The organism is Rathayibacter sp. AY1C5 (genome assembly GCF_002931705.1).
Taxonomy (GTDB): Bacteria; Actinomycetota; Actinomycetes; order Actinomycetales; family Microbacteriaceae; genus Rathayibacter.
The window spans coordinates 106437-118535 of sequence record NZ_PSWD01000005.1; the positions used below are offsets into that span (position 1 = coordinate 106437).

Consider the following 12099-nt stretch of genomic DNA (forward strand, 5'->3'; position numbering starts at 1 on the left):
GTCCGAGGCGCTGTGACACGATGGAAACTGTACGTCTCTCAGGTACCCGCGTCGCGCGGGTCGGACGAAAGGTCGCCCGCCCATGGAACCGGATCTCCTCTGGATCGTCCTCGCCGGAGTCGCCGTCGGCGCACTCCTGCTGATCGCCCTCATCGGCTTCTTCCTCTTCCGCGCCTGGTACCAGGTGCCGCAGGCCGACGAGGCGATCGTGATCGTCGGGAAGAAGCAGAAGGGCGAGGACGGCCTCACCTCGAACATGACCGTCATCACCGGCGGCGGCGCGTTCGTGAACAAGCTGACCCAACGGTCCGACCGCATCTCGCTGCGCTCCCGCCAGATCAAGATGGAGCCGGTCGCGCAGACCAAGAACGGCGTGACCATCCACCTCGCGGGCGTCGCCCTGGTCAAGATCGGGTCCACGGCCGACCAGGTCCGCGCCGCCGCCGAGCGCTTCGCGTCGCAGGACCAGTCCATCGACGTCTTCACCACCGAGCAGCTCGAGGGCGCCCTCCGCGGCGTCGTCGCGAAGCTCAGCGTCGAGGAGGTCATGCAGGACCGGCAGAAGCTGGGAGACGAGATCGCCGAGGGCATCAAGGGCGACCTGCTCGCCCAGGGCCTCGTCCTCGACTCCTTCGCCATCCAGGGCGTCACCGACCGCAACGGCTACATCGAGGCGCTCGGAGCGCAGGAGATCGAGCGCGTCCGCCGCGAGGCCGACGTCGCGCGGATCAACGCGGCCCGCGAGGTCAAGGCTCGCCAGCTGGCCACGGACGAGGCGAACCTGATCGAGCAGACCGCCTACGACAAGAACACCGCCGCCGCGAAGTCCGAGGTCGGCCGCGCCAACGCCGAGGCCGAGCAGGCCGAGAACCTGGCCCGCGCCGAGCGCGAGCAGGCCGTCCTCGTGCAGCGCGCCGAGAACCGGCAGGCCGAGCTCGACGCCGACGTCAAGCGCGTCGCGGACGCCGAGAAGTACCGCCGTCAGACCGAGGCCGACGCCGACGCCTACGGACGCGAGAAGAAGGCCGAGACGGACCGCCAGGTCGCGCAGCAGGTCTCGGACGCCGAGGCGTACGCCGTCCAGCGCCAGGCGGAGGCGCGCCAGGCGTCCGCCGCCGCCGAGGCCGCCGCCGTGAGCGCCCGCGCCGAGGCCGAGGCCCACGCACTGCGGGCCAAGGCGGGCGCAGAGGCCGAGGCGCTGCGCGCGAACGCGACCGCCGAGGCGGAGGCCATCCGCGCGAAGGGCGAGGCGAGCGCGGCGGCCATCGCGGCCGAGGCGGAGGCGCTCCGCGAGAATCAGGAGGCGATCCTGGGTCGCGAGCTCATCGGGCAGCTGCCCTCGCTCATGGCCGAGTTCGCGAAGGGCTACCAGAACGTCGGCTCGGTGACGCTGATCGGCGGCGACACCGCCGGCACCCACATCGCGCGCGAGCAGGCGGCGGGTCTCGCCGCGACGTTCGACAGCGTCAGGTCGGCGACCGGCGTCGACCTCGGCGCGATCCTCCAGGGCCAGGCCTTCGGCCGGGGGATGGCGACCGGCGGCACCGTCGTTCCGACCGGCGCGTCGGTGGCGACGGGATCGGGTGACGCCCCGCGTCCGTCCGGCACCGGCGACCCGACCGCCGTCGCCTCCACGAGCTGACCGCAGGGTCCCGCCGATCCCCGGCGGTTCCACCACTGCCGCCGCCGTGCTCGTCGGTGGGCGCCCGTCGGCGTCCGCCCTCGAGCACGGCGTGCGGCGTTCTGCGCGACCGGGTCGTGCCCCTGCCCGGCGTCGAGCGGCCCCGCTCAGACCAGCGGCTTGCGCATCTGCAGGGACGTCGTCTCGTAGCCGAGCGACTCGTACAGAGCCCGCGCGGCGGTGTTGAAGCCGAACACGTTCAGCGCGAGGGCGGACCCGCCCTGGGAGCGGACGTGCGACTCCGCGAGCAGCAGCGCCGCCCGGCCGAGGCCGCGGCCGCGCTCGGCGGCGTCGATCTGCACGTCCCAGACGTACCCGACGCCCTCGAGTCCGCTCGGGTGCGGGCCGAGCCAGAGCGACCCGACCGCGCGGCCGTCCTCGGAGACGAGGAGCAGGTCGTGCCCGGCGGCGGGGGAGCTTCTCGGGAAGTACTTCTCGTACGAGGCGTCGGCGTTGCGCGTCGCCGCGGCCTCGTCGTCGCCCGCCCGCATCCGGTCCTCGATGTACGCCGAGCGCTGGACCCGCATCCAGGTGGCGAGAGCGGCGGCGGGCATCGGCTCGAGCGTGACGGTCATCCCCTCACGATCCCACTCCTCACCGCCCCCCGCGATCGATCCGCCGCGGACGGCCCGCAGGGGATCCGCGGACGGGCCGCTCGCGACGGATCGCCGCCGGCCCGGATCAGTCCGGGGTCCGCTCCGCGTGCTTCCGCTTCCCCAGGCGGGTGGCGAGGAACAGCAGCGTCCCCACGACCACGTAGCCCGCTGTCGCCAGCCAGACCACGCCCGTCTGCTGCGTCAGCAGCACCACGCTCGCGATGGTCGCGAGCACCGGCACCACCCGCGGCACGGAGTAGTGGGCGTGGTCGACGCGGTCCTTCTTCAGCACCAGCACCGACACGTTCGCCGCGATGAACACCAGCAGGAGCAGCAGCACCGTCGTCTCGGCGAGCGTGCCGACGTCGCCGATCAGGCTGAGCAGCATCGTCACTCCGCCGACGACCACGATCGACACCCACGGCGTGCGGCGGCCCGGCAGCACCTTCCCGAAAGCGCTCGGCAGCAGCCCGGAGGTGGCGAGCCCGAAGCCGACCCGCGACGCCATCACCATGAACAGCAGAGCGCCGTTCGCGATGGCGACGAGCGCGATCAGGCCGAACAGCCACGGCGGCACCGCCACTCCGCTCGCCGCGACCACGTCCAGCAGGGGGCCGCTGGAGGCCGCGAGCTCGTCGTTCGGCAGCACGATCACGGCGCCGAGCGCGATCAGGAGGTAGACCACGGCGGCGGTGATCAGCGCACCGAAGAGGGCCCGCGGGTAGACCTTCGAGGGGTTCCGCACCTCCTCGGCCATGTTCGCCGCGGCCTCGAAGCCGAGGAACGAGAAGAAGGCGACGATCGAGGCGGCGAACGCCCCCTGCAGCGGAGCGACGTCGGGGTTGAACTCGAGCACGCGGGAGGCGTCGCCGTCACCGGAGCCGAAGAAGACCGCGGCGCAGACGATGACGATGACCAGTCCGCTCACCTCGATCACCGAGGCGACCAGGTTCGCGGTCAGCGACTCCTTCACCCCGCGCAGGTTCACCAGGGTGAGGATCGCGATGAAGACGATCGCGGTGGGGATCGGCGGCACGTCCAGCAGAGCCCCGAGGTAGTCGCCCGCGAACGCGTTCGCCAGGGAGGCGGCCGTCGTGATGCCGGAGGCCATCATCAGGAAGCCGATCAGGAACGAGAGGTACGGCTTCCCGAACGCGCGGTCCACGTAGCGCGCCGCCCCTCCGGCGTGCGGGTACTTGGTGATCAGCTCGGCGTACGTGCCCGCCGTGAGCAGGGCGACGACCAGCGCGATCAGCAGCGGCAGCCAGATCACGCCGCCCACGTCCTCGGCCATCGTGCCGACCAGGGTGTAGATGCCGGCGCCGAGTGTGTCGCCCACGATGAAGGCGAACAGCAGCGGCCCGGTGATCACCCGCTTGAGCGACGCCTTCCCGGGAGCGGTCTCGGCGGTGTCCGTCGTGTCGGTCATCCGGACACTCCACCGAAGCGGAGGGTCCGAGCGCAAGCCTCGCCGCCCGATCGCTGCGAGATTTCTCATCATCGCGACCCGTGTGGCAGGGGCCCGGGCGGCGGGGACTCCCACAGCGCGCGGATCCCGGGACTCGGGCGATCGGCCGCATCAGAGGGAGCGGACCCGGTGCGCACAGGGTGAACAGGGGGCGACCGCGCGTGCCGCCGCGCGCCCGCACTGGGTAGGCTGGAGCGCTTCGTCGTGAGTGGAGCGGTCGCGGAGGAATCATGGGCAAGAAGCGCAACCAGGGACGATCCGGAGGCGGTCAGAGCGGGTCCGGCGGTCAGGGCGGCGGCCGCACGGCCGAGACCGCGCTGATGGTGCGGTTCCGCAGCTGGTACCGCTCGCACCTCGCCGAGGTGGGCATGCAGCACGAGCACCTCGAGGCCGACGAGGCCGTCGAGGTGCTGACCGACCTCTTCGCGATGACCCGCGACCTGCGCCCGCGCGGCTCCTTCGCCCAGCCCGACGCCGAGCTGCTCGAGGCCGTCTTCGACCAGATCGAGGCAGACCTGTCGGGGGAGGAGAGCGAGGCCGACCTCGACGACACCCTCTTCACCGTCGCCGAGGTCGTCGAGCACTTCCTCGACTTCCTCACCGACGAGGACCTCTGGACCGGCACCGACGAGGAGCTGGACGAGTGCCAGGCCGTCCTCGACGAGGTCCTCGACCTCGCCGGCTCCTTCGTGGAGGCCGTGCTCGACGACCTCGCCGAGCTCGACGAGGTCCCGGCCGAGGAGCAGCTCTCCGCCGTGCGCGCCACCGCTCTCGTGCACGCCGCCGACGTCGTGGTCGAGCACCTCGCCGCCGACGACGGCGCGACCCTCACCGAGCGCGCCGCCCGCGAGATCGCGGTCGAGGCGGGCATCTCCTCCGCGGGATCCACCCCGAGCGACGACTCCGTCCGCATCCCGGTCTCGGCCTGGTGGGACGCGCTGGTCGGCTCGGCCGTGCTCGAGCAGGAGGGATCCGCCGCAGGTCTCGGCGAGGCCGCCGTGCTCTGGCGCAGCTCCGACGCGCACGAGGCCGCCGCCGAGCGCATCGCCTACGTCGCCCGCTTCCTCGAGCAGTGGATCCTCAGCGCCCAGACCGCGCTGGCGGCCGCCGACACCGAGGACGGCGCCTTCTCCCCGGAGGAGCGCGCGGTCACCACCACCGACGCCGTGCTGGTCCGCATCGCGGTCGCCTGCCAGGCCGAGATCCACCCGGGCCTGGTCGTCGGTGAGCTGGTCGACGAGCTGGCCGCCGACTCCGGAGTCTCGCTCGACGAGGCCCTCGACGAGCGCGAGCGCATGGTCGGCACGGCCGAGCGGATGCTCGACGACACCGCCGAGCTCGGGCTGCTGCTGCACTCGCCCGAGTTCGGCTACGCGGTGCCGGAGGGCCTCGCGCCCGTCCTCGCCTCCGTCGTCCGCGCGACGGTCGTCCTCCTCGGCGAGCGCGAGGCCACCCGCCTCGAGATCCTCGACGAGGCGACCCAGGACACGGCGACGGCCTACGCGCTCCACGTCGCCCTGCTCGGGACCAAGCCCGTCGTCTGGCGGCGCCTCGAGCTCTCCTCCGAGTCGTCGCTGCGCGATCTGCACCTCGCGCTCCAGCTCTCGCTGGGCTGGACCGACGCGCAGCCGCACTACTTCAGCGTGGGCGTGCCCGACGAGGAGCAGGCTCCGATCGGCTCACCGTCCGACGCGGAGGAGTTCGGCGCCGACCTCGTGGACGAGGCGGGCGTCGCGCTCGCCGAGGTCCTCGAGCAGGAGCAGGACGAACTCTTCTACGTCTACGACCTCGAGGACGAGTGGCGCCACGTCATCCGCCTGGAGGCGATCGCGCCGCTGTCGACGGCTCTGCCGCGCTGCACGGGCGCGCGCGGCGCGGCTCCGCTCGACGTGCCGGGAGGCCCCGCGGCCTGGGCCGACACGGTGCGGGCGGCGACCGACCCGTCCTCGGCCGACCACGCGGAGGCGCTCGAGGCTCTCGGCCTCGCCGCCGGAGCCTCGTTCGATCCGGCCGCGGTCGACGTCGACGGCATCAACCGCTCGCTCGGACTCCTGCGCTCCGCGGTCTGACGCCCCGCCGGAGGGCATCACCGGAGGAGGCCCCCGCTCCCGCTCACCGCGGGCGGCGGGGGCCTCCTCCGGTGCGGGGCGTCACAGGGCGAGCAGCAGCTTGCCGATGTGGCCGGAGGAGCGCATCACGTCGTGCGCCCGCTCGGCCTCGGCGAGCGGGACCACCTCGTCCACCACCGGGCGCACCGTCCCGGCGGCGACCAGCGGCCAGACCTCTGCGCGCACCCGCGCGACGATCGCGCGCCGCTCCTCGAGGGGCCGGGCGCGGAGGGTCGTGGCGTGCACCGCCCCGCGCTTGCGCATCAGGACCCCGAGGTCGAGCGAGCCCAGCGCGCCGGACTGGTTGCCGATGAACACCACGCGCCCGCCCACGGCCAGCGCCTCCAGGTCACGGGCCAGGTAGTCGCCGCCGACGGGGTCGAGGATCACGTCGACGCCGCGCCCGCCGGTCGCCTCGCGGATCCGCTCGACGAAGTCCTCCTCGCGGTAGTCGATCAGGACGTCGGCCCCGAGCGCGCGGCACGCCTCGAGCTTGCGGGCGCTGCCGGCCGTGACGGCGACGCGGGCGCCGAGGGCGGCGGCGATCTGGATGCCCGTGGTCCCGATCCCGCTCCCGCCGCCGTGGAGGAGGACGGTGTCGCCGGATCCGAGCCCGGCCACCATCACGAGGTTCGACCAGACGGTGGACGTCGTCTCCGGGAGGGCGGCGGCCGAGACGAGGCCGACGCCGTCCGGCACCGGCAGCACCAGGCCCGCGTCGACCGCGACGTACTCCGCGTAGCCGCCGCCGGAGAGCAGCGCGCAGACCTCGTCGCCCTCCGCGAACCCGGTCGCGTCCTCGCCGAGCGCGACGACCGTGCCGGACACCTCCATCCCGAGGATCTCGGAGGCGCCGGGCGGCGGCGGGTAGACCCCGCCGCGCTGGCCGAGGTCGGCGCGGTTGACGCCGGCGGCCGCCACGCGGACGAGGACCTCGCCGGGTCCGGGGGAGGGCGTCGGCACCTCCTCCAGCACGAGTCGGGAGTCGGGGCCGGGGTTCTCGATGCGGATCGCCTGCATGAGGGGGATGCTACGCCGCGGGCCTCGGCGCTCGCGGTGCTCCCGCCCGGCAAGGGGCCGGCTCAGCGCTGCTCCGCCAGGAACGCCAGCACCGCGTCCTTGAAGCCCCGCGCGGGCACGGTGCTGGTGTGGTCGCGGCCGGGGACGCTCACGAACCGCGCCCCCGCCTCCGCCGCCAGCAGCTCACCGCCGGGAGCGATCGGATCCGCGCCGCCGGTCACGAGCAGCGTCGGCAGGCCGGGGTGCCGCCCGTGCTCCGGGTGCGCCCCGCCGCGGACGCCGTCGGCCACCGCCACCAGCGCTGCGAGGTCGTTGCCCTGCACGCCCTCCGCCATGCCGATGAAGGCGCGGGTGAAGCCGTCGTCGATCTCGCCGCCGGAGGCGACGCGGGCCCGGGCCGCCTCCGCGTCGAAGGAGCGGAGGGGCTCGCCCACCGTCAGCCCGCCGAGGCTCAGCGATGCGAGCCGCTCCGGGTGCTCGAGCCCCAGCACCCAGCTCATCCGGGCGCCGAGGGAGTACCCGAGCACGTGGGGCGCGTCGAGGTCGTAGGAGTCGAGCACCCGCACCAGGTCGGCCACCATGGCGTCCACGCTGTAGGAGTCGGAGTGGTGCGGCTTCTCGCTCGCGCCGTGCCCGCGCTGGTCGAGCGCGACGACGCGGTACCCGGCCCGGTGCAGCGTCCGCAGCCAGCCCGACGTCTCCCAGTTGAGCACGGCGTGGGAGGCGAAGCCGTGCACGGCGAGGACGGTCGGGGCGCTCTCCTCGCCGACGGAATAGGTGGCCAGCCGCACTCCGTCGTCGGCCACGACGTACACGGGCGGAGGGAAGGCGATCACTCCACCACCCTGCCCGCCGCCGCGACGTGGAGGGGGGCACCGCGCCGCGGACACGCCGGGCGGAGTCCCAGGAGCGGAGAGCCGCCGTGCCCGGTGTCCCCGGACGGTCAGCGCGGCGGACGGGTGGAGCGGGCGAAGGGCACGGCGATCCAGAGGCGCACGGTACGGCCCTGGCCGGACCGGACTCCGAGGACGACGCACAGCACGAGGTTGAGCACGGCCAGCGCGAGGATCGCCGAGATCGTCGCGAGCGGCCAGTCGGCGCCGAGCGAGTCGCGCACCGATACCAGCGCGAGGTGCAGCGGGACCAGCATCAGCTGGAGCGCGAGGTAGGTGAGCTGCCAGTTGACGGCGACCAGGCCGTTCCGGTCGCTGAGGGTGCCGATCCGCCGCCGCGACCCCCACACCATCACGGTCGCCGTGAGGGAGATCACGGGGGAGATCACCACGAAGCCGGCGAGCGCCGAGAGCCCGGCGAACCAGACGGCCCGGGCGCCCTTGCGGTCCCGGGTGCGGTGCCGCAGCTCGTCGTCGTCCATCGTCGCCGCCTCCTCGCGCCGGGACCAGTCTCGCACCCGCCCCCGCCTCGAGGCGGGGGATCGCCCCCGAGTTCCGGGGGTTCCCCGGATGGGGCGGGTCCGGGCTCGTCCGTAGCGTGGAGGCATCGCCGGAGCACACCGGCAGCACCGCCGGCCCGCCCGGCGGGACCGCATCCCGCCGGGCGACCGGCACCCGAGAAGGAGCACACCGTGACCACCGACGACCGCACCGCCCGCCTCTCCACCCCCGCCGACGAGCAGCCGACCGTGGACCTGGGCGCGACCGCCGTCCTCACCGAGGAGCGGCCGTCCGCCGGGGAGCGCCCCGCCGCCGAGGAGTCCGCCTCCTCGCAGCAGGCCCGCGCCCCCTACGGCACCCCCGCCGTCCCGCCCGCGGCGCTCGCCCCGGCGCCCTCGACCCCGTTCTCGCTCACCAGCCTGATCCTCGGCGTCACCTCCGTCTTCTTCGGACTGACCGTGATCACTCCGGCCGCGGGCCTCGTCTTCGGCATCCTGGGCCTGCGGAGGGAGCCGACCGGCCGCACGCTCTCGATCTGGGGCATCGTGCTCAACTCCGTCATGCTCGGCCTCGTCCTGCTCTTCGCGATCGCCGTGCTCGTCGTGGTCGTGCTCGTGCCGCTCGCGGCCCTCGCGTCGGGCAGCGACTACCGCTGATCCGCCGCTTCCCGCGTCCCGCGCCTCCTGTCCGCTCCGGCGGCGGGAGGCGCGGTCGTTCCGCGCCCGCCGAGCGGACGCTCCGCGCCCGCGTCCGCCGCCGCCCCGTGCCCCGGGGATAGGCTGGCCGCGCAGTTCGCGAGCCCCCTGCACCCTCCGGGGCCGCACGACGACAGCAACGGAGCTGGACGTGACCCTCGCACCGAGCACCCTCCCCGACCGCGACCCGGAAGGCAGAGCCCTGGACGACACCGAGACCCCCGCCACGCGCACCGAGAGCGACTCCCTCGGCTCGATGGAGATCCCCGCCGAGGCCTACTGGGGCATCCACACGGCGCGGGCCCTCGACAACTTCCCGATCTCGAAGCGCCCCATCTCGATCTACCCCGATCTCGTCCGGTCCCTCGCGACGGTCAAGCTCGCGGCCGCCCGGGCCAACACCGAGCTCGGCACCCTCGCCCCCGCCAAGGCCGAGCTGATCGAGGCCGCGTGCCGCCGCATCATCGACGGCGAGTTCCACGACCAGTTCGTGGTCGGGGTGATCCAGGGCGGCGCCGGCACCTCGACGAACATGAACGCGAACGAGGTCGTCGCCAACGTCGCACTCGAGATCGGCGGCTTCGAGCGGGGCGACTACGCGCACCTGCACCCCCTCGACGACGTCAACCGCAGCCAGTCCACCAACGACGTCTACCCGACCGCGATCAAGATCGCGATGACCTGGTCGCTGCGCCGCCTGCTCGACGAGCTGGCGCTGCTGCGCGAGTCGTTCTCCCGCAAGGCGGTCGAGTTCGGCAGCGTCCTGAAGGTCGGCCGCACGCAGCTGCAGGACGCGGTGCCGATGACGCTCGGCCAGGAGTTCCACGGCTTCGCGACGACCCTCGGCGAGGACCACGCCCGCCTCTCCGAGACCATCTGGCTGCTCGCCGAGGTCAACATCGGAGCCACCGCGATCGGCACAGGCATCACCGCCGATCCGCGCTACGGCGCGGCCGCTGTCCGCCACCTCAACGAGATCACCGACCTCGACCTCGAGATGGCGCAGGACCTCGTCGAGGCGACGAGCGACACCGGCGTCTTCATGTCGTTCTCGAGCGCGCTCAAGCGCTCCGCGATCAAGCTGTCCAAGATCTGCAACGACCTGAGGCTCCTCTCCTCGGGCCCCCAGGCCGGCTTCGGCGAGATCAACCTGCCTCCGCGCCAGGCGGGATCCAGCATCATGCCCGGCAAGGTGAACCCGGTCATCCCCGAGGTGGTCAACCAGGTCGCCTACTCGGTGGCCGGGGCCGACGTCACGGTCACGATGGCGGCCGAGGCGGGTCAGCTCCAGCTCAACGCCTTCGAGCCGGTGATCGCGCACTCGCTGCTGCAGAGCATCACCTGGATGACGCAGGCCTGCAGGACGCTCCGCGAGAACTGCATCGACGGCATCACCGCGAACGTCGACCGGCTCGAGGCCATGGTCGCCTCCTCGGTCGGGGTCGTGACGGCGCTCACGCCGAGCATCGGCTACACCGCGTCCGCCGCCCTCGCGAAGGCCGCCCTCGCGACCGGCCGCAACATCGCCGACCTGGTGGTCGAGGCGGGGCTGATGTCCCGCGAGGAGGTCATGCGGCTGATCTCGCCGGCGCGGCTCTCGGGCATCGAGGCGATGACCGCGGCGCTCCCGATCATCGACCCCGCGCCGGAGGCGTGACCGCGGCCGCGAGGCGCGCCCCGGCGTAGCTGCGCCAGGGCGCCCAGCGGCGCCCGGCCTCGGCCAGCCCGCGCTCGCCGGCGGGCAGGCCGCGCGCCGCCGCGCCCCGCCGGAGCACGGGATCCCCTGTGAGCAGGACGTCGGGATCTCCGGTCGCCCGCTGTGCCACCTCGGCCGCCGTGGCCGCGTCGATCCCGGGGACCGCCAGCAGCTGCTCGGCGAGCTCCTCCCGGTCGGCGTCGAGCCGCAGGGCTCCCTCGGCGAGCAGCGTGCAGGTCCGCACCAGCACGTCGGCGGATCCGCGGAGCACGTCGGCGGCGTGCTCGGCGATCACCGCGGGGGAGGGGAAGGCGCGTGCGATCGATCCGCTCGCCACGGACTCCGGGAGCGTCGCGCCGAGCGCCGCGACCAGCCGTGCGGCCTCCCGCCGGCCGAGCAGCGCGCGCACCAGCGTCTCGGCCGGGTCGACGGAGCCGGGCACGCGGACACCGGGGCGGGCGGCGACGCTCGGAGCGAGTGCGGGATCGGCCGCGAGGGCCTCGTCCACGGCGCGGGCGTCCGCGTCCAGGTCGAGCAGCCGCCTCACCCGGGCGACCAGCGGCCCGACGTCGGCGACGGAGACGAGCGTCGCGCTGCAGCGGACGCTCTCCCCGTCCGCCGCCAGCCGGATCAGCGCCGCGCCCCCGGGCAGAACGAGCGAGCGCGCGTAGCCGCCGGGGGACGCCTCCTCGATGCCCGGGAGCGCGGTGCCGCCGAGCACGTCGAGCACCCCGGGATCGAACGGAGCCCGCACTGCCAGCCGGAGCTCCAGCGTGGTCGCGCCGTCGTGGACGCTCGCCTCGGAGCGCGTGCCGCGGGCCGAGGCGCGCAGGGCCGTCGGGGTCCGCTCGTACACCTCCGCCAGGGTCGCGTTGAACTGCCGGATGCTCGTGAAGCCGGCGGCGAAGGCGACGTCGGACACGGGCAGGTCGGTGCTCGTGAGCAGGAGCCGGGCGGTCTGGGCGCGCTGGGCGCGAGCGAGGGCCAGCGGAGGCGCGCCCAGCTCCTCGCGCAGGATGCGGCCGAGGTGGCGCGCGCCGTAGCCGAGCCGGGCGGCCAGCCCCTCGACCCCCTCGCGGTCGACCACTCCGTCGGCGATCAAACGCATGGCGCGCGCCGCCGTGTCGTCGCGCAGGTTCCACTCGGGGGAGCCGGGGACAGCGTCCGGCAGGCAGCGCTTGCAGGCGCGGAGCCCCGCCTCGTGCGCTGCGGCGGCCGTCGGGTAGAAGCGCACGTTCGCGCGCCGCGGCGTGATGGCGGGGCAGCTCGGACGGCAGTAGATGCCGGTGGAGTGCACGCCGGTCAGGAACCGCCCGTCGAACCGGGAGTCGCGGGAGGCGACGGCGCGGTAGCGCTCCTCGAAGAGCGGATCGGAGTCGGGCACGCCTCGAGCCTCGCACGCGGCGACGTCGAGCAGGAGCGGGAATCGGACACGGGCGTC

General features: G+C 74.0%; 10 protein-coding genes. 4 read left to right on the top strand and 6 right to left on the bottom strand.

Going from position 1 to position 12099, the window contains the following annotated elements; translation table 11 throughout:
* The first annotated feature begins 82 nt into the window (after positions 1-82).
* Positions 83-1642 carry an SPFH domain-containing protein gene (locus C5C57_RS06375; protein ID WP_104226268.1) on the top strand — a complete coding sequence of 520 codons (1560 nt, stop codon included), beginning with the start codon at positions 83-85 and terminating at the stop codon, positions 1640-1642.
* A 146-nt stretch (positions 1643-1788) separates the two neighbouring features.
* Here the strand turns inward: C5C57_RS06375 and C5C57_RS06380 are convergent, their stop codons facing one another.
* Positions 1789-2256: an N-acetyltransferase gene (locus C5C57_RS06380; protein WP_104297439.1), complete on the bottom strand. Its 468-nt coding sequence runs from the start codon at positions 2254-2256 to the stop codon at positions 1789-1791.
* A 106-nt stretch (positions 2257-2362) separates the two neighbouring features.
* Complete coding sequence (locus C5C57_RS06385; RefSeq protein ID WP_104226270.1) at positions 2363-3706, bottom strand: APC family permease; 1344 nt, start codon at positions 3704-3706, stop codon at positions 2363-2365.
* A 269-nt stretch (positions 3707-3975) separates the two neighbouring features.
* On the opposite strand from C5C57_RS06385, the gene C5C57_RS06390 reads away from it, so the two are divergent.
* On the top strand, positions 3976-5814 hold the full coding sequence (locus tag C5C57_RS06390; protein WP_104287957.1) for a plasmid pRiA4b ORF-3 family protein: 1839 nt from the start codon (positions 3976-3978) through the stop codon (positions 5812-5814).
* An 81-nt stretch (positions 5815-5895) separates the two neighbouring features.
* Here the strand turns inward: C5C57_RS06390 and C5C57_RS06395 are convergent, their stop codons facing one another.
* The 3 genes from C5C57_RS06395 to C5C57_RS06405 form a co-directional block, all read right to left on the bottom strand.
* Positions 5896-6873, bottom strand: coding sequence for an NAD(P)H-quinone oxidoreductase (locus C5C57_RS06395; RefSeq protein ID WP_104247435.1), 978 nt, complete (start codon positions 6871-6873; stop codon positions 5896-5898).
* 62 nt (positions 6874-6935) lie between these two features.
* The gene (locus C5C57_RS06400; RefSeq protein ID WP_181027173.1) at positions 6936-7709 is read right to left on the bottom strand and encodes an alpha/beta fold hydrolase; all 774 of its coding nucleotides are present in this window, start codon (positions 7707-7709) and stop codon (positions 6936-6938) included.
* Positions 7710-7816: 107 nt separating this feature from the next.
* Entirely contained in the window at positions 7817-8284 is a 468-nt protein-coding gene (locus C5C57_RS06405; RefSeq protein ID WP_181027172.1) for a DUF4870 domain-containing protein, read from the bottom strand.
* A 174-nt stretch (positions 8285-8458) separates the two neighbouring features.
* On the opposite strand from C5C57_RS06405, the gene C5C57_RS06410 reads away from it, so the two are divergent.
* Both C5C57_RS06410 and C5C57_RS06415 read left to right on the top strand, forming a co-directional pair.
* On the top strand, positions 8459-8923 hold the full coding sequence (locus C5C57_RS06410) for a DUF4190 domain-containing protein (RefSeq protein ID WP_104247433.1): 465 nt from the start codon (positions 8459-8461) through the stop codon (positions 8921-8923).
* 241 nt (positions 8924-9164) lie between these two features.
* Entirely contained in the window at positions 9165-10619 is a 1455-nt protein-coding gene (locus tag C5C57_RS06415; protein WP_258064082.1) for an aspartate ammonia-lyase, read from the top strand.
* Here C5C57_RS06415 and C5C57_RS06420 read toward each other — a convergent pair.
* Positions 10594-12042 (bottom strand): DNA-3-methyladenine glycosylase 2 family protein, encoded by a 1449-nt coding sequence (locus tag C5C57_RS06420; protein WP_167299023.1) that lies wholly within the window; start codon positions 12040-12042, stop codon positions 10594-10596. The two genes, C5C57_RS06415 and C5C57_RS06420, sit on opposite strands and share 26 nt — an antisense overlap.
* Between the last annotated feature and the right edge of the window lie 57 nt (positions 12043-12099).

Excerpts from the sequence above, each read along its gene's own strand:
- C5C57_RS06390 (WP_104287957.1), top strand. The coding sequence starts at position 3,976 with ATGGGCAAGAAGCGCAACCAGGGACGATCCGGAGGCGGTCAGAGCGGG.
- C5C57_RS06385 (WP_104226270.1), bottom strand. The coding sequence starts at position 3,706 with ATGACCGACACGACGGACACCGCCGAGACCGCTCCCGGGAAGGCGTCG.
- C5C57_RS06395 (WP_104247435.1), bottom strand. The coding sequence starts at position 6,873 with ATGCAGGCGATCCGCATCGAGAACCCCGGCCCCGACTCCCGACTCGTG.
- C5C57_RS06375 (WP_104226268.1), top strand. The coding sequence starts at position 83 with ATGGAACCGGATCTCCTCTGGATCGTCCTCGCCGGAGTCGCCGTCGGC.
- C5C57_RS06380 (WP_104297439.1), bottom strand. The coding sequence starts at position 2,256 with ATGACCGTCACGCTCGAGCCGATGCCCGCCGCCGCTCTCGCCACCTGG.